Annotated in this window: 15 protein-coding genes; all 15 read right to left on the bottom strand. The window is 48.6% G+C overall.

Features of this window, described 5'->3' with window-relative positions:
* Positions 1–546 precede the first annotated feature (546 nt).
* Positions 547–1,788, bottom strand: a complete 1,242-nt coding sequence (locus OCV68_RS09695; protein ID WP_262572259.1) for a hypothetical protein — start codon at positions 1,786–1,788, stop codon at positions 547–549.
* A gap of 40 nt (positions 1,789–1,828) precedes the next feature.
* Positions 1,829–2,623 (bottom strand): bactofilin family protein, encoded by a 795-nt coding sequence (locus OCV68_RS09690; protein ID WP_147622113.1) that lies wholly within the window; start codon positions 2,621–2,623, stop codon positions 1,829–1,831.
* A 159-nt stretch (positions 2,624–2,782) separates the two neighbouring features.
* Positions 2,783–4,261 (bottom strand): class I SAM-dependent methyltransferase, encoded by a 1,479-nt coding sequence (locus OCV68_RS09685; protein ID WP_262572257.1) that lies wholly within the window; start codon positions 4,259–4,261, stop codon positions 2,783–2,785.
* A gap of 23 nt (positions 4,262–4,284) precedes the next feature.
* Entirely contained in the window at positions 4,285–6,171 is a 1,887-nt protein-coding gene (locus OCV68_RS09680; protein WP_262572255.1) for a rhamnan synthesis F family protein, read from the bottom strand.
* 11 nt (positions 6,172–6,182) lie between these two features.
* Positions 6,183–7,757: an alginate O-acetyltransferase AlgX-related protein gene (locus OCV68_RS09675; protein ID WP_262572253.1), complete on the bottom strand. Its 1,575-nt coding sequence runs from the start codon at positions 7,755–7,757 to the stop codon at positions 6,183–6,185.
* Between the two features lie 12 nt (positions 7,758–7,769).
* Entirely contained in the window at positions 7,770–9,194 is a 1,425-nt protein-coding gene (locus tag OCV68_RS09670) for an MBOAT family O-acyltransferase (protein ID WP_262572250.1), read from the bottom strand.
* 23 nt (positions 9,195–9,217) lie between these two features.
* A complete protein-coding gene (locus OCV68_RS09665) occupies positions 9,218–10,489 on the bottom strand; it encodes a GT99 family glycosyltransferase N-terminal domain-containing protein (RefSeq protein WP_262572249.1) in 1,272 nt (423 codons plus the stop codon).
* Positions 10,490–10,507: 18 nt separating this feature from the next.
* Positions 10,508–12,472, bottom strand: coding sequence for a rhamnan synthesis F family protein (locus OCV68_RS09660; RefSeq protein WP_262572247.1), 1,965 nt, complete (start codon positions 12,470–12,472; stop codon positions 10,508–10,510).
* A 30-nt stretch (positions 12,473–12,502) separates the two neighbouring features.
* Complete coding sequence (locus OCV68_RS09655; protein WP_262572244.1) at positions 12,503–13,363, bottom strand: NAD-dependent epimerase/dehydratase family protein; 861 nt, start codon at positions 13,361–13,363, stop codon at positions 12,503–12,505.
* 23 nt (positions 13,364–13,386) lie between these two features.
* The gene (locus OCV68_RS09650) at positions 13,387–14,121 is read right to left on the bottom strand and encodes an ABC transporter ATP-binding protein (protein WP_022475315.1); all 735 of its coding nucleotides are present in this window, start codon (positions 14,119–14,121) and stop codon (positions 13,387–13,389) included.
* 10 nt (positions 14,122–14,131) lie between these two features.
* Positions 14,132–14,911, bottom strand: coding sequence for an ABC transporter permease (locus OCV68_RS09645; protein WP_022475314.1), 780 nt, complete (start codon positions 14,909–14,911; stop codon positions 14,132–14,134).
* Positions 14,912–14,923: 12 nt separating this feature from the next.
* Positions 14,924–15,493 (bottom strand): dTDP-4-dehydrorhamnose 3,5-epimerase, encoded by a 570-nt coding sequence (rfbC, locus tag OCV68_RS09640; protein WP_022475313.1) that lies wholly within the window; start codon positions 15,491–15,493, stop codon positions 14,924–14,926.
* 10 nt (positions 15,494–15,503) lie between these two features.
* Positions 15,504–16,526 (bottom strand): dTDP-glucose 4,6-dehydratase, encoded by a 1,023-nt coding sequence (gene rfbB / locus OCV68_RS09635; protein ID WP_022475312.1) that lies wholly within the window; start codon positions 16,524–16,526, stop codon positions 15,504–15,506.
* A 14-nt stretch (positions 16,527–16,540) separates the two neighbouring features.
* Complete coding sequence (gene rfbD / locus OCV68_RS09630; RefSeq protein WP_022475311.1) at positions 16,541–17,389, bottom strand: dTDP-4-dehydrorhamnose reductase; 849 nt, start codon at positions 17,387–17,389, stop codon at positions 16,541–16,543.
* A complete protein-coding gene (gene rfbA, locus OCV68_RS09625) occupies positions 17,389–18,276 on the bottom strand; it encodes a glucose-1-phosphate thymidylyltransferase RfbA (protein ID WP_022475310.1) in 888 nt (295 codons plus the stop codon). The genes rfbD and rfbA overlap by 1 nt, the downstream gene beginning before the upstream one ends.
* Positions 18,277–18,339 lie beyond the last annotated feature (63 nt).

Genomic DNA, 18,339 nt, shown 5'->3' with positions numbered 1-18,339 from the left:
AACAGCACAAATAAGCACAAGGTAAAGGGTTTAGGAAGTCCACTGAGGGCAGAGCCATCTGGTCGCTGTTGCCGCAGGTACGGACAAATACACTTTTCATTTTTATAAAGTCCGTACCGAATGCAAAGGAGACACCTAATGGGAGCGGGGGGAAACCAAAACCCAACAAAAGCGGGCATTCCCTCGTGCCGCAGTCGGCACATATCTCCCCTACGGTTTCTTCATGCCTTGTAAAAGGCAAGCACTCATCTCTTCCCTACCCCCTCACCCCAACTAAGCCCGCTTTTACAGTTCGGCTTTAACTGTTCTGTTTGTCTCCTTTATCTGGCTTTGTTTAACCCCTTTCACCGCCGCCCCGCTCATTTGCGGTCTGGCGTTTACATATCGAGTATCTGCTGTTCGTTTTGCTTGGCTCTGCGGTGGGGATTGGCTATATCGTCCGTAAAATTTTGAGCTATCATTTAATTCATTAACATATAATTTGTTGCATTTTCCCAACAAAAAAGCCCGAGATCATCTCTCGGGCTTTTTCGTGCTTATATGACATTATTTCTTTTTAAAATCGCTGGAATAATATGTATTTACCGCTTCGCTCTTTGTAAGTATAACAATAGACACAATGTTCAGTCCGGAAGCGAGTACAGATGTTACCAGATGGATTATGTCGTTATTGCCCTTTACAACGTAAAGTCCCAGTCCCACGCCTACATAAAGCAGCAGGCTTACCGCATACATTGCTATGGAGAGCATTTTTACGTGCTTTGACTTTATAAACAGCATAAGTGCGCCAACTATCATAAACACAGCCACGTACTGGAAGAACAGATACGAACCCCAGTTAAGGAATATTGCGGAGATAACTGCGGAGCCGAGCCCCATTGCAATGGGGATAAGCGAGATGCCGAAGCCCTTCTTTGCAATCTTCAGCTTCTTTTCTTCCATAAGGCGGTTGTACATATTCTTGCTGGCACGGGCGTTGAAGTTCTCGGGGCGCTTGCTCAGGTCTTCTTCAAGGCGCTGCTTGAGCACACGCTTCTCGTCGCTGTCAAGCTGATCTCTGTCAACCAGCGACTCAGCCTTTTTCTGGGGAGCGGCATATTCATCGCTCAGATCTTCCAGAATAGGAGCGGGACCCATTTCCATTTCCAGGTCGTCCATTTTTATCTTTTCCTTGATGTTCCTTGCGCTTTCCTCTTCTCTTGTGCGGATAGGCGCAACGTGATCGGTAAGATCCTCAAGGATAATGCTGTCGGTGCTTATATGGTCAAGATCAGCGTCGTAATCGTCTTCAAAGACGAACTTTTCCTCATCTGCCTTTGCCTTTTCGGCAGCCTCTTCAGCCTTTGTGTCATATATCTGGATCTCTTCTTCATTCTCAGTCTCGGGCTTGGGGCGCTCGGGCATTGGAGGAAGCTCAAAATCATCGCCTGACAGGTCTATTTCCTCTACCTTGTCCACTTCGTGCTTCTTTTCGTCCGCATCGGGGAGAGAAGCCTCGGGGATATTGCTTATGGCATCAAGAGAGTTATCCACAGTCTTTTCGGGGAGGGGAGGAAGCTCATTGTTGTCGGGGATATCGGTTATAGCGTCCAGAGAGTTATCTACAGCCTTTTCGGGAAGCGGAGGAAGCTCGTTATCAGCTACGCCCACGCTTACCACAGGCTTTACAGTCTTAGCTGAATCGGCGTCGGTGCCGTCGATATTCTTTGCGGGGCGCTTGGGGAGAGGGGGAAGCTCAAAGTCGTCGAAATTTGTACCATTATTATTCAGAATGTCATTCTGAGGCATTGAAGAACAGTCCTTTCAAAGAGAATTGCGCCGAGATAAATTATTCGCCTACTACGATTGCGTCGGGGAACACGTTTGTGGTGCTTTCCTGCATGAATGTCGTGTTTACATAGCCCTTGATAACGGCTCCGTCGATAACGGAGATGGTGGAAGCGGTGATGTCGCCAACAATAACTGCGTCGTTTTTGAACTCAGCCTTGCCGCCGACCTCCACATTTCCCTTTATCCTGCCGTTAAGGTCAAGGTACTGGGTGTCAATATTACCCAGCAGAACGCTGTCGTGATCCATCTGCACCTGTCCCTTGGAGGTGATGCAGCCCTGCATCTGAGCGCCAGCCATAACGGCATTGTTGCACTCGATGTTGCCTACCACCTTGCCCGAGACGGAAATATTCTTTGTGAGCCTGATATCGCCCTGAACGCTTCCTTCAACGTTCACGTTGGCAAAAGAGCTTATGTCACCGCTGATGCGAGTGTTGCGGGAGATGATAGTGGTCTCCTCAGTCTCATAATAGGGCGTTTCGGGAGGTCTGCCGCCTCTGAACGAGTTGCCTGTGGGAGGAGTATATCCGCCGGAGGGCTGCCTTGGGGGAACATATGTACCCGCAGGAGTGTCCTCGGGAGCGTCAAAGTCATTTTCAGCAAAGGGGTCCTGCCTGTAGCTGCTTGCGGCGGCACGCAGGTTGTCCGAATATGAAGTTCCGTAGCTGTTCCGGCTGCGGGAGGGGTCTTCCTGAGTTGTATTTACGGAGCCTTTGAAAGGGTCATCGCCCACCATGCCGTCTTTTTTCAGAAAGTCTTTGACGGCCTGGTTGAAGTTATCCTTTAAGCTCATTTATATGGCCACCTTTCCTATCTTCTATCAGTAAGTCTATATCTATATTATTTTCATTTATACGAAAAAACACATATACTCAATATAATAATACACCTTTTTGCGTTTTCTGTCAACATAATGGGGATAGAAAATAATACGCAATATTCGGCAAATTTTTCATTTTATGGCTTTCCTGCCGATACTTTTCAGCACTTTCAGAGCCTTTTCGGGGGGATAGTCATTTTCCCTGCACCTTGCCATAACATCGGAAAAATATGTGCTGCCCCCTGTGATGTGCTTCTGGAAGTTGTATTCCATGCGCCTGAAAGCGTCAATGTGCCTGTCGATCCCAAGATGAGCATAAACCTTTTCTTCCGTTTCGGCACTTCCGTTCTGCATTTTCCTGAAAAGATAGAACACCGAGCGGAAGATCACAAAATCCACGGGAACGGGGAAATCGGTGCAGAACTCGTAATCCGTCACAGCCTGACCGCCGTTCACGATAATGTTGTCAAAGCACAGGTCGATATCCGTGTAGGGCATGGTGTAAAAATCAGCGCATTTAAGCCCTTTTCCGAACACTTTGTAAAAATCCTCGGTGAAATGGAATTTCTTCGTCGCCCTTGCTTTCAGATTTTCCGCAAAGCGGTAAATGTGTTCGCAGGCTTTTTCATCATTGACCATTTCCTCCGCAATGATGTCAAAAAGCTCCCTGCCCTCTTCAAAATCGAACCTGACACGTCCTTCGGATATTTTTTCGCAGCGATCAATGGAAATAATGCCCTTTGAGAATATGCCCGACAGCTCATTGTATGAGCGCATGAGCCTGTTTACGTGCTCTATGCTTTCAGGCAGAGCTGTTTTTTCGGCATAAAGCTTTCCGCCCTCTTCAATGATATCCGTCCTTATGCGAAACTGCGGTTTCCGTGAAAACGACATTTTGCTGAAAATACATTCGCTCTCGGGCTTTTCACGTCGTATCATAAGCATGAAAAAGTCCGCAAATCGGCGACCGTCAAGAACAGCGCCCTTGCCGCAAAGCACAGGGTCAAAATACAGCTCGCTTTCCTTTGGCAGCCGCTTTTCCGAAAAGAAAAACATAGCCCCTTTAAGCTTGGGGTATGGATATATTATCTGCACATATGCGCTTGCTTCGCTTACGGAAGCGATATCTTCCGCCGTTTTGATTGGGTCATAACCGCCGCTTCCCTTTCCGTTTGGCAGCAGCATTATCATCCCGCCATTGTCCGTGAGCCTGTTTTTCAGGCTGCGGAACATTTCTGCAGGAGAGCTTTCAAGCGCATCATCAGCGCCGTTTATCCAGATAAGGTCAAATTTTTCATCGGGGATATCGCACGTGACCTCAGCTTCGGGGCAGCGGAGCTTTATAAGCCTGCGGCAGGCTTCGCTTTTGTCTGCAGTTACAAGCCTGCGGCATTTTTTCGCCAGAACCACCGTAAATGCGCCGTAATGACCGTTTATTTCAAGAATATTTTCATATTCCCCCGATAACAGCTGAGCCGCATTGCCCGCTTCCGTGCAAAGCTCTTCCGCCAGAGCAGAGCATGAAGCATTATATGCCCATGAGTTTTCCTCGCCCTTTGGGCAGTTTGCAAAAGCATATTCAAGCAGAGCTTCAAAATTATCAGCGGCCATATGTGTCCTTTCGGCTTTCGGTTTTATCTGTACTTTATCCTGCGGTAAATTTTCAGAGCAAATTCAGGGGTCATGTTCCTGAGCTTCAGCCGCAGTTCATTTTTCTTTTTGGCTTTCTTTGCACGTTCGCCCATGGAAAGCTGTGTGGCGGAGCTTCCCAAAAGCTTTCCCAGCGATGAGATATAGCTGCGGAAGTTTGCAAAGCTTACCGTCGAGTATTTTGACAGCGCCTTTGCAGTGCTGTTGGTCATGTACCGCAGGTTTGTAAGCTCCGTGCGAGCGTATTCCGTGTTATATACCCAGCCCGTAACGCAGCCCTTGTTTGCGGCCGCATAGGGGAGAAGCCGCTCAACAGCGTGGCTGAACGTGCCGTCGCCGTCAGCAGGCTCGGCAGGGAAATCCTCATATGTGAAGTCATTTTCAAAAAGCGCCCTCATTGCGCTTGCCCTGCACCAGAAGCAGGTGCCTATAGCAAGGGGCTGCTTGTCCTTTGCGGGAGTTTTTATGCCTATGCGCTGTGCGAGAGCGCAGGAAACGTCATAGCACACTGTCCAGTAGTCAACGCTGGAATAAAAATATGAGCCGTGGTCAACGCCGAAAGGTGAGAGCATTCCAAGGTAGCTGTGTGCCTTGAACAGTCCTATAATGTTCCTTATATACCCCTCGCTGTGGAGCATATTTTCCCAGTTCAGGCGGTCAAACTCAGCGCCCACGGAAGCAAATTCCTTCTGCGAGCTTTTCTTGTCGTGAACGAAGCAGAGAAATTCGTACTTCATCAGAATATCCCTGCACCCAACCAGCAGTGCGGACATATCCCGTCCTCGGTTGGTCACAAGCCGCACTGAAGCTATATCTCCGTAAAGCTCTTTCAGCCGTGCTTCCTTTTCGGGGGTGTTGGTGGTGATGATTATATCCGTCTCAGCAGGGATATTTTTGAGATAATGCCCGTACCTTTCAAACATATCATCATATACCAGATGAGCTATCACAGCGCTTTCACCTTTTTTCAGCTCAGTGCTGCCAATGTCGGGAAGCACATAATCGAGACAAAGGGAGTTTTTCAGCGTCTCAGGCTCATAAAGCCTCAGCAGATGCTCAAATATCAGTGAGATGTCATAATCGTAGTTCTTTTCAATATATTCCAGCGCCCTGAACAGCTCCGAGCCGTTGGAATACTGCAGATATACCGCCCTGTCCGTGTGGAAAGAGCGCCTTTTTATAATCGGGAAGCGCCTGTTTGCCACCATCTCATAGATGTTAAAGGTGTGCTGGTCAAAATTCTTGCTGCGCTCGCCCTCTAAGTCGGAGGTGTCGCAGAGAACGTCCCACTCATAGCCCAGGTCGGAGAAGTGCATTGTCATTACCGCCACGAATTTTTCCGCCAGCTCGTTGTAGCTTTTAAATTCGGGCAGCTTTTCCCAGAAGCTGAAAAAATCCTCGCTGTGAAGCAGATCTTTCTCAAATACCATGAAATAGGTCTGTATATATCTGGGGCGGTAGCCGTAGGGGCACAGTCCCGAGCCGTTGGCTTCGCCGTGAACGCTCAGTCCCCAGTAGTCCTTGCTGCGGCTCTCCATCTCTTTGTAAATGTCTGCAAAGGGGTAAAAGGGGCCGAAAAAAGAGTCGTTGAAAAGGGTGAGGGAGTCGTATTTTGCAAGCTCCTCTCTGCCGCATATCTCAGTTATGCCCTGCTGCCATGCGCCGATGTCAAAGCCCTTGTTTTCACGGATTACCACCTTGTCGGCAATGCTCTCAAACATCTTTACAGCATTTTCGTCCGCCTTGCCGTTGGCAATCACAATGAGCCTGTCAAGGCAGGGGCGGATATCTTTCAGCATATATTCGACATATCTGTCGGCAACGCCGTCTTTATCGTAGAACAGGAAAATTCCCAGTCTTTTTTCAGCCATTTTTATCTCCATTATTCCGTAAATTCGTAGGTCACAGGCTCATAAACCGCCTGCGTGCCGCTGTTTACCATGGTAAAGGTTATCTTGTCCCCGGCGCTTATGCCGTCCGGTATCCACAGGGTAAAGCCGGTTCGCAGCAGCCCATCGCCGAACTTGTCAGCAACGCCCTTTTTCTCAAAGCCGTATGAACAGCGGTATTTTTTGCCGTTTACCTCTGCAATAAGGTCGGTAAGAGGTGTGTTTGATTCAAAATCAGCCGCCCAGCCCGATATCTGCAGCATATCCATATAGGATTTTGCCTTGCTGAGCGAGATCGTGTTGCCCTCCGCCTGATCTTCTATCCACATACCATTGCTGCCTATCCATTCATCTGAGGTCTGGGCGGGAAGAGTGGCAAAGCCGTCATATTCGCCGCTGTCGGTATAGCTTTCGGCAGGGATCTTTGGCGAAAGGGTGAGAACAGAGTCTATAAAACGCTCGCTGCATCCGAAAATTACCACATCAGGGTCATACGCACTGTCGGCAGCGTAATTTACGGAACGTATTCTCGTGCTCATTACCTCTGAGAAGTTTTCGCACAGGTAAGTGGGCATATTTCTGTGAGCCGCCCACTGGCTGTCGCCGTAGATATACAGCTTTCTGCTTTCAGGAAGGCTGTCGTTCACAAAATACGCAGGGGGATATGCCTTAGCATTCATCTCGGAAGTTGAAGATACCACGCTGTTCATAGCGGCATAAACGCTGCCCTCAGCCACTTCCTCAGATGATTTTTCCCACTCTGCCACAGGCGTTTTTTCGGGCTTCAGAACATCGGGGCTTCCCAGCATTGCGGAAAATTCTCCCTGATATTCGCCCTGACCGAATGTTACGCTGACAGGCTCTCCGTAATCACAGCCATATTCTTTCATCTGCGAAAGAATATAGCTGTAAGCGTTATATGAACCAAACTGGTTCCAGTGGGTGTCGGTCTTTAAGTAAAGCTGCCCCGCTTCCTTTGCAGGGATAAGTCCGTCTTTTACGTTTATCACCTTTACATCGGTGTTTGCCTTTATATAATCGGTAAGGATATCTGCGGCGGTAGTTCCAACAGTGTAGTCGCCGTCTGCCATATATTCGGGATATACAGTCGCCTTGCTTGGGGTGATAACAAGAAAATATTCCTTGCCCATGGACTTGTAGTAGTCGTTTATCCTCTGCTGATTGTGGGCGATAGTCTCAAGCATCTTGTCGTCAAGGGGATAGCCGCCCTTTACCAGCTCAAGGTTATGGTCGGGAGTGTAGAACATCCAGCCGTCCTTGCCGAAAACCACTCTTTCGGAAGAGCTGAGACCGAAGCCGTTTACCATGATATTTGAATAGACTTTCATCATATCGTCACGGAAGCCCAGATGATCCTCGAACCAGTCAGCCAGCTCATAGAAAAATTCCTTGTTGAACTTCCTGTCTTCGTCCAGAGCGCTCGGAAATGCCGCCAGCGTTCTGTTTTCGGTGTCGGAGGTAAGCTTTCCGTAATTCAGCGAAATAACAGGTATCACAAGTGCGGCGCAGAATGCGGAGGTAAATATTATATTAAGCTTTTTATTCATAATATCTCCCCCTTAGAAATTAAAGTAAATGAAAGGATTGTAGCTGCTGCTTACCGCAAATGAGCAGGATATTGCCAGCAGTACAAGGCAGATGACCCTTGTGCATATCTCTGCCGCCAGCTGTGCCTTGGGATTTTCGGGTATCTTTTTCCTTACAAAGCCTGCAACGGGCATACAGAAGACGATGCCAAGCACCGCAACAAGTGCATAGCTGCCTATAAGGTTCAGCGATGCTGTGTCCGCAAAGGCGTTGCCGTTAAGGCAGAACATGGAGCGGATATAGGAAAGACCCATTTTAAGTCCCGGCGCACGGAAAACTACCCAGCCGAACATTACGCACAACAGAGTAAATATGCGGTACAGCACCCTCTGCCATGTGTGAGCAAGCTTTTTGGGTATTCCCGTAAGCTTTTCAAAGGTAAGGAGCACAAAGTAGAAAAAGCCCCATGCCACATAGTTCCAGCTTGCGCCGTGCCATATTCCTGTGAGCATCCATACCACAAAGAGGTTGAACACCAGTCTGCCCTTGGAGCTTACTCTTGAACCGCCCAGAGGGAAATATACATAGTCCCTGAACCATGTTCCCAGAGAGATGTGCCATCTTCTCCAGAACTCGGAAACGGAAGCCGAGCAGTAGGGATAATTGAAGTTTTCATCAAAATGAAAGCCGAACATAAGTCCCAGACCTATTGCCATATCGGAATAGCCCGAGAAATCAAAAAGTATCTGGAGCGAGTAGCAAAGGGCGCAGAACCACGCCATTGCTGCGGATACGCCCGAATAATCGGTCAGCTCGAAAGCCTTGTCCGCCGCTGCCGCCGCCAGATTTGAAAGTATAAGCTTTTTTGAAAGGCCGTAGATGAACCGCTTTATGCCCAGCGAAAAATCATCGAGAGTTTCTTTCCTGTTTTTTATCTCATTAGCCACCGTCTCATATCTTACAATAGGGCCTGCAATGAGCTGAGGGAAGAAAGTGATGTACAGCGCCACGTTAAGGGGATTTTTCTGCACAGAGCCGTTGCCCCTGTAAACGTCAATAACATATGACATCGCCTGAAAGGTAAAGAAAGATATGCCTATGGGCAGCACGAATTTTGTCAGCGGGAATGTGGTGCCGAACAGCGCATTCACGTTGGTTATGGTAAAATTCAGATACTTGTAAACAAAGAAGATCGACACGTTCCACAGCACCATAAGGGTAAGATATCCGTGAGCCGCACGCTTGTTGTCCCTGAATTTATCCACAGCCAGACCGAAAAGCCAGTTTGCCATAATGGATATGAGCATTATGAAAATGAACTTAGGTTCGCCCCAGGCATAGAAGATAAGGGACATTATCAGCAGGAAGATGTTCTTGAATTTTCTGTCCAGCAGATAATATCCTGCCAGTGTTACGGGCAGGAATGCAAACAGGAATATGGGCGATGAAAAAAGCATTTATTTATGTCCTCCGTTTGTTTTTAATAGACTGCTTTCGCTTCCTTAAAAGCTTTCAGCCTTTTTGAAGCAGGAAGATCCATTACGGACATATCCAGCTTTTTGTTTGCAAGATGAACAGCCAGATGCTTTTCAAATATCTCCTTTTCGGAAGGGTCTGAAAGCCTCCAGCGGATATATTCGGGGTCCATCATGAACTTGAATGGGATAAGATAGTTCATTGCAAAGAAATTCAGATACATGGGGTCAACCTCGGGAGCCTTTTCCTCCACCGTGTGGGCAGAGCCGTAATAGGAGGGGCTTTTTACCATGGTGTGAGCCTTTCTGCCCCAGAACATGGCCTCTACGCAAACGTTTGAGCCTATGGAGAATATCTCCTCGCAGGAAAGTATAAAGTCAATGGTGGAATGATCCTTTTTGTCCACGCACATTGAATACTTGGGATATTTAGCGCCGTATGGGTCAAAGGGGTGCATTCTTATGAGCATATTGTTGGTGCCGTACTTACGAGCCAGCCTGTACAGCAGCTCGCTGTCGTTAAAGCCCGACTGCGCCTGAAATATTTCCACCACCGCATAGCCCAGCGCAGCGCCGCATCTTACCTCGGGCCTTGTGCCGTACTTATCCAGCATATCCATTTTTTCGGGGCGCAGCAGCAGTGCCAGCAGCTCCTTTGGGGACATTATGTTCCTGTAGCCCTTCATCTCGGACTGAAATTTCTTGAATCTTACTTCCGTGGTGTTGCCGCCGTGCAGGCTCCGGGTGTCCATAAAAGCGGTCTTCATATAAACAGGCTCTCTGAAGCAGCCCATTTCATAATGAAGCACGGGGATATTGAACTTTGCCGCCGCTGCGGAAAGGCTGGGATTTGCGCTCAGCACGCAGAAAGCCTCGATAGGCTCGCTGTAATTTGCCTTTATGTCCTCGATCTGCCTTGTGATATCCTCCACAAGCGGCTCATAGGGCGCACGGAGAATGTGCAGATAAGCGTCAAGATATGAGCCTGTCTCCTTTACCAGATCGTCGATTATCTTTTTATTCACGGCATAGCCCTTGAAATGCTTGAAATCCTTGCTGTGGGGAGTTTCATACCAGAGATGCTCTTTTATAAAATCAGCGTCATATGCGGCACGCTCGCCCATTTTGATAAAATCCTTGAGAGATGACTTTACATATATCTCCTGACCCATTATAGGCCAGTCGTGATGCTTTGCCATATCCAGACCCTTAAAGAAAAACCAAGTATATGGCGCTTCCGAGTAGGTGGACATATTAAAAATAAAGGGGATTATCATCTTGTGATTGTCCTTTCATCATATCCTGTAGTATTTTTCTCCGATCTGTTCGCACTTCTTTTTGCGCATAGCCTCCCATAAGCCGTGGGGGAGTATGGCTTTGGCAACGTCCTTGAACCGTGAGCGGCTCAGGCGGACGAATATCTTTCCGCTTGTTGTTTTCGGCTCACGCAGACCTTTTGCCTTTTTGACTTCTCCGAAAGTGCCGTCAAAGGAGCGGCAGGCGCTTATGAATGCGGTGGAGCTGGGCGCCCAGCCCACTGCGGGTGAAAGCAGCTGATGATATTTTTTCATCGTCTGGCTGTAAAATGCAAATTCCGATGCGGCATACTGCCTGTTCATTATGGTAGCGGGATAATAGCCTGCGTCCTGCACGGCAATGGAATACAGACGCTCAATGGCGTTCATTAAAGAACCGTCAGGGGGAGCGGGCTCAGTGGGAAAGTCGGAATACTTCCAGTTTATCTTTGCAAGCTTCTCCATAGCCTTTGCCCTGAACCAGAAGACTGTTCCCAGAGGTGCCACAGGCGGCTTGTTTTGGGCTATGGGCACATTGAAGCCGTACTTTTTCACAAGGTCGCATACCATCTCATAATTTTCGCCCCAGTCGCCGTCAGCAAAGCGGAAATATGCGGCATGGGTCGGTGGAGGAGGAGAAGCGATGCCAAGGTGTGGGTCAGTGTCAAAAAGCTCAATAACGTTGTTTACATAGTCGGAGGTAATAGCCGTGTTGTCAAAGCAGGTCTCGGAAAAAGCAGAGCCTACACATTCGTAGCTGCCCCTTGCGCCGATGCCCTTTTTGTCGTGCATAAAGCATATATAGTCATATCCGCCGTTCAGGATAACGTCCCTGCCGCCGATAAGCAGAGCGGAAACGTCTCTTCCCGTGTTTTCAATGGGGATAAAGGTTATCTTGTATTTTTTGGAAAGCTCCGCAGTCATTTCCCTGAAAAGCTTTTCCTTTTCCTCGGAGCCTACTGTGAAATAGATATCCGTGCCTGCGGGGAAGCTTTCAAGGTAGGGAATATATTTTGTGAAAATATCCGTGTAATAGGCGTGGAAAATAACAGCTATCCTGCTGTTTGTCACATGGCTGCTGCGGTCATACGGAAGTATCTCTGTAAGCCCCAGCATATGGTGAAGATCGTACTGGTTTACAGTTCTGATAAGGTTCTCCCAAATCATATCCGTGTCATAATCGGTGTGATCCTTAACGTATGCCAGTACCTTTGCAGGCTCAGTGCTGTTCATGCAGTCGGTGTAATGGCTGAGAGGGCTGCTGAATATCCTCTTTCTGAAATAAGGAATTTTCAGCCTGCTTATCTGGTCATAAGCGTTATGGATAGTAGGAGAGGGGCTTGCTCCCCTGTACTCGCCCCTGTCGAGGGAATAGGAAACAAAGCCCGCATTGGTCATATCATAGGAAAACTGCAGCTCGCCGATGTAAACAGCGTCGGTATAGTTGTTTACGGGTGCAAGCTCCTGCCAGTATCTTGCAAATTCAATGCTGTGCAGGCATTTGCTGCGGATAACACGGAAATTGCTGATTATAGCGTCGGGACGGCAGCCCCAGGGAAGCGTCCTGTTCAGATACACCTTTTCTTCCGGGTCGCCGTAGCTCATCTGCAGTCCCCAGAAGTCGCAGCTCACGTTTTCAACCTCGGCAAAAAGCTCTTTCAGAGGGCGCAGAGGACCATATACAGTGTTGTTTGTAAGGATAAGCTCGTCATATTCCTTCAGCCCGTCATAACCGATATATTCGATGCCGTCCTTGTAAGCCCAGGCGTCAAAGCCCTCGTTTTTTCTTACGAACATATCATCGCATACGTCCGCAAGGCGGTCTCTGCTTTCGGGAGCCAGCTTGCCGTTTATGACCACAAGAATATAGTCGCATACTGTGCGCAGCTCTTTCAGATTGTAGAAGTTGTATTCATCGGCGATGCCGTCTTTGTCGTAAAAGAACAGGATACAGGCACGTTTCATTTGCAGTAATTTCCTTTCAAGCTTTGCAGATCAAAGTTCTCCGCAGTTTTTCAGTATTATGTCTATCTTTTCCCTGCTGCCCCATACAGCGGGTGAATCGTATGGACGGTCGGGGAATGCACCGTAGTTCAGCTTTATCTTGAAGTTATGCTCTTTGATGAATTCCTCCACCTTGTCGGCGAGGGCTACAGGCTTACCCGAGCAGCAGTTGATGATGCCCGTTACCTCGCTCTGAGTAACGGCAGCGCTTATCTGGTCGGCAAGCCCCTCAATGGTGATAAAGTCATACTTGTTCTTGCCCGATGTGAAGGGGAAAGTCTCCTTGCCGTCAGCTTCCGCCTGGCATATCTTTGAGAAGATGGAGTTGCCGTGGATATCGTCGCCGATGATGTAGTAAGCTCTCAGCCACTGCATCACAGCGTCGGGATGATCCTTGAAAAGCACCGCCATAGCCTGCCTGAGGGCATTCTTTGCAATGCCGTAATAGCTCAGGGGATTGCAGGGTGTGTTTTCATCTATCATACCCTCGTGATAGCCTGCCTCGTGCATGGTTCCCATTACCGCAGCCTGCTTTAGACCGCCGTCCAGCATATTCCTGAGAAATTCCATATGCTTGGGGAGATATTCTATGTGGCGTGGGCTGTTGTGCTTAAAGCCGTCCAGCCATGCCATATGGAGAAGAACATCGGGTGAGCCGAGCTTTGCGAAAATATCCTTATCGCCCGAGAAAATGTCGCATACTATCTGCTCCGAAGCGGTGCAGCCTTCGATGGGACGAATATCAGCCGCAATTACGTAGCAGTTCCTTTTCATAAGCGCATTGACTGCAAACCTTCCGATATAGCCGCCTGCGCCTGTTACCAGGACCTTTAGCTGTCTGCTGTTTTCCATATTTACAGATATCCTTTCATCGCTTATTTTTTCATATAGGCGTCGCATACCTTGTCGGTAGGGCCGTCCATTACAAGATTGCCCTTTTCAAGCCATACGCACCGTGTACAAAGGTTTCTTACCTGATTTATCGAGTGGGAGACAAAAAGCACCGTGGTGTTGTTTGCCATCATGTCGGAAATACGCTTCTGGCATTTCTCCTGGAATTTGTAGTCGCCTACCGCCAGCACCTCGTCAACAATGAGTATCTCGGGCTTGACGGTGGTGGCAATGGAAAAGCCCAGACGGGCCTTCATGCCTGAGGAATAGTTTTTCAGGGGCACGTCAATGAAATCTCCCAGCTCGGAGAATTCGATTATCTCCTGCATATGTTCGTTGATGTAGTCCTGAGAAAATCCCAGCAGATAGCCGTTGAGGAAGATATTCTCCCTGCCGCTCAGGTCGCCGTTGAAGCCTGCGCCGACTTCGATAAGGGGGGCAACAGTGCCCTTTACGCTTACCTTTCCCGAGGTGGGCTTCATAACGCCTGCAATTATTTTAAGCATTGTGCTCTTGCCGGAGCCGTTAAGACCCACAAGTCCCACCACCTCACCTCTGCTTATGCTGAAGCTTACGTTGTTCAGGGCGGTGAACTCGGTGTACATGAGCTGATGCTTCAATATTTTTATGGCGTATTCCTTTATGCTGTCTATCTTTTCCTTGCTGATGTTGAAGACCATGGAAACGCTGTCAACATCAATAACAGTATCTTTTCCCATGAAAAGCTCCTTATATGTGAAGAATAAATCTATCCTGAGTCTTCTTGAAGAACAGCACGCCGATAAGCAGAATGCCTATGCCCATGCCGCCGCAGAGAAGATTTTCCCGCAGAGTGGGGAGAGTGCCGTATATTATAAGCCCTCTGAACATCTCAATATAATGATAAAGAGGATTGAGACGGATTATGTTCTGCACCATTTCGGGCACAGACTCAAAGGGGTAGAATATAGGCGTAAGGTACAGCCACATTGTGAGCAGAACGCCGTAAAGGTGCTTGATATCCCTGAAAAATACGTTTATTGCCGAGAGAACAAGTCCCAGTCCCGTGGAGAACACGAACACATACACCATCGGCAGCCAGAAGAGCAGCATAGTCCACCGCAGGGGCAGATGAGTGCAGAACATAACGATTATCAGCGCCAGCAGCGAGAAGAACATATTCACCAGCGCCGCAATGGAGCTTGAAAGGGGGAAAACGTACTTAGGAATGTATATTTTCTTTATCAGTGACGAGTTTGACACCACCGAGTTAAGAGATGTCTTTGTGGCTTCCGAGTTATAGTCATAAAAGAGCCTGCCGCACATCAGGTATATGGGGAAGTTCTCTATCTGGTTCTTGAATATTGTGGAAAAAACCATGGTAAGAACTATCATGGTGAGCAGGGGATTGAGCAGGCTCCACAGCATACCCAGATAGGATTTCCTGTACCGCAGGGATATCTGGTTCTTTGCCAGATATACTATCAGGTCCTTATATTTTTTAAAGGTCTGAAAATAAGCTTTCAGCATTCGGAGCCTCCGTTAAAATGAAAAGCCCAGGTCAGCAAAACGGGGATTTTTCTTGTCCTTTTCGCTGAGAAGTATTTCCATATCTGCGGGGATATTCCAGTCAACGCCGATGTCGGGGTCGTTCCACATGATGCCGCCCTCGTCGGTGGGGTCATAGAGCCGTGTGCACTTGTAAGCAAATGTGGCAGTGTCGGTAAGAACCACAAAGCCGTGAGCAAAGCCCTCGGGGAGATAGAACTGCTTCTTGTTTTCCTCAGAGAGAAGAACACCGTACCACTTGCCGTAGGTCTCGCTGTCCTTTCTCAGGTCAACAGCCACGTCATAAACCTCGCCCTCCAGGCATCTTACCAGCTTGCCCTGAGGGTTCTGCTTCTGGAAGTGCAGACCTCTCAGTACACCCTTTTTGGACTTTGACTGATTATCCTGCACAAATTCGGCGGGAGTGCCGTCCAGATGCTTTATATAAGGCTTGAACTCGTCGTTGTATGTCTCCATGAAATAGCCTCTGTTATCGCCGAATACAGTAGGCTCGATAACGTAAAGGTCTTTGATGCCTGTTTCAATAAAAGTAAACTTTCCCATTTTTTGCACCTCACTGCCTGTTGCCGTACATTTTTTCGTAGTAGTTCTGATACTCGCCGGAGATTATCTCTTCCCACCAGTCCTTGTTGTCAAGGTACCACTGAATGGTCTTTTTGATGCCGTCCTCGAACTTTGTTTCGGGGAGCCAGCCCAGCTCATTGTGTATCTTTGTGGGGTCGATAGCGTAGCGCATATCGTGACCCTTTCTGTCGGCAACGTAGGTGATAAGGCTCTCGGGCTTGCCAAGCTCACGGCAGATTATCTTAACAATGTCGATGTTCTTCATCTCGTTATGGCCGCCGATGTTATATACCTCGCCCACTCTGCCGTTGTGGATAATAAGGTCGATAGCCTTGCAGTGATCCTCGACATAAAGCCAGTCACGTACATTCTCGCCTGTGCCGTAAACGGGCAGAGGCTTGTCAGCCAGAGCGTTTGCGATCATCAGAGGGATAAGCTTCTCGGGGAAGTGATAGGGGCCGTAGTTGTTGGAGCAGCGTGAAATGGTGGCAGGCAGTCCGAAGGTGCGGTGATATGCCATTACCAGCAGATCGGCGGAAGCCTTTGATGCGCTGTAGGGGCTTGATGTGTGGATAGGTGTCTCTTCGGTGAAGAAAAGGTCGGGGCGGTCAAGGGGAAGATCGCCGTAAACCTCGTCTGTGGAGACCTGATGATAGCGCTTGATGCCGTACTTGCGGCAGGCGTCCATCATAGTCTGTGTGCCCATGATGTTTGTTTCAAGGAACACGCCGGGATTTTCGATAGAGCGGTCAACATGGCTCTCAGCAGCGAAGTTCACCACAATGTCGGGGTGTTCCTCCTCAAAAAGCTTGAAAACAGCCTCTCTGTCGGTGATAGATGCCTTTACAAAGCGGAAATTTGGGTTGTCCATAACGCTTTTGAGCGTGGAAAGATTGCCCGCATAGGTAAGGCAGTCAAGGCAGATTATCCTGTAGTCGGGATATTTTTTCAGCATATGGAAAATGAAGTTGGAGCCTATAAAGCCTGCTCCGCCTGTTACGATAATGGTCATATTCTTTTCCTTCCTTATATTCTGTAGTAATTGTCAAAAACGGTCTTCCAGTCGGGTGACGAAAGTCCCGTGACTTTTTCTGCTTTTGATATGTCCAGCACGGAATATGTCGGACGTGCTGCGGGGCTTGGGTAATCGGAGGTGAGACAGTGGGATACCTGCGCCTCTATCCCGGCCTGCGAAACAATGTGGCAGGCGAATTCATATTTTGTGCAGCAGCCCTTTCCCGAAACGTGATATGTTCCGTATCTGCCGCTTTTTATCAGCAGCAGGATATATCTCATAAGCTCCTCCGTGCAGGTGGGGCAGCCTGTCTGGTCGCTCACCACTTTAAGGGAGCCGTCACGCCGTGCCTTGTTCTGTATGGCTGTAACGAAGTTGGAGCCGTATCTGCCGTAAAGCCATGAGGTGCGGACGATGTAGTGCTTATGGGTGATGCTGCGCACATATTCCTCGCTCATAAGCTTTGAGCGCCCGTAAATGTTTATGGGCGAGCAGCTGTCCTCCTCGCTGTAGGGGGAAGTGCCCTTGCCGTCAAATACAAAGTCAGTGGAGAGCTGAACAAAGTCCGCTCCTGCCTCAGCGGCGGCGGTGCATATGAGCCTTGCGCCCTCCGCATTTATCCTGTATGCTTTCTCGGGAGCGGTCTCGCACATATCAACGTTGGTCATGGCTGCACAATTTATCACAGCATCGGGACTGTACTTTTTCATGGTGCTGCGTGCCGCTTCAATGTCGGTAATATCCAGTTCTTTTCTGCCCAGAGGGATAATATCGAACTCCCCCGAGCTGAGGCGGACGGCGGAGTTTTCGGCAAACTCCCTGCCCAGCTGACCTCCTGCTCCTGTAACGAGAACTTTCATCAGTATATATACTTTCCTTTCGCAACGTTTAAAAGGTGAGCGCCGTAGGAGGATTTGCCGTATCTTTCGGCGGACTCGGTAAGCTTTTCTTTGGTTATCCAGCCGTTTTTGTAAGCAATTTCCTCAATGGCGGAAATTTTTATTCCCTGACGCTTTTCAATCATGCGAACAAAGTCGCCTGCGTCAATAAGGCTGTCCATTGTGCCTGTGTCCAGCCATGCAAAGCCTCTGCCCAGAATCTTTACGTCAAGGTCGCCCTTTTCAAGGAATATCCTGTTAAGGTCGGTTATCTCAAGCTCTCCTCTGGCGGAGGGCTTCAGGTTCTTGGCGTATTCAACCACCCTGTTATCGTAGAAATACAGACCTGTAACAGCATAATTGGACTTTGGCTCCTTGGGCTTTTCTTCAATGGAAACAGCCTTGCCGTCCTTGTCGAACTCCACTACGCCGAAGCGCTCGGGATCCTCCACAAAGTAGCCAAAAACGCTGGCACGGTGATTTTCCTCTGCATTGTGTGCAGCTTCCTTGAGCATTTTTCCGAAGCTGTTGCCGTAGAAAATGTTATCTCCCAGCACCATGGCGCAGCAGTCGTCCCCAATGAACTCCTCGCCCAGAATGAACGCCTGAGCAAGACCGTCGGGAGAGGGCTGTACCTTGTAGCTGAGCCTTATTCCGTAGCTTGAACCGTCACCCAGCAGCTTTTCAAAGTTGGGGAGGTCGGTGGGGGTGGATATGATAAGTATGTCTCTTATTCCCGCCAGCATAAGGGTGGAAAGGGGGTAATATATCATTGGCTTGTCGTAGATGGGAAGGAGCTGCTTTGAGGTTATCATTGTAAGGGGATAGAGCCTTGTGCCCGATCCGCCTGCGAGGATTATGCCTTTCATTCGTATCGTCCTTTCATATTATCGGCACAGGTTAACAGAAATTTTTTGCTTAACAAAAACGGT

This window comes from Huintestinicola butyrica, assembly GCF_025567215.1.
Taxonomy (GTDB): Bacteria; Bacillota; Clostridia; order Oscillospirales; family Ruminococcaceae; genus Huintestinicola; species Huintestinicola butyrica.
Note: the sequence above shows the minus strand (reverse complement) of the source record. Positions and strands in the feature narration are given on the sequence as shown.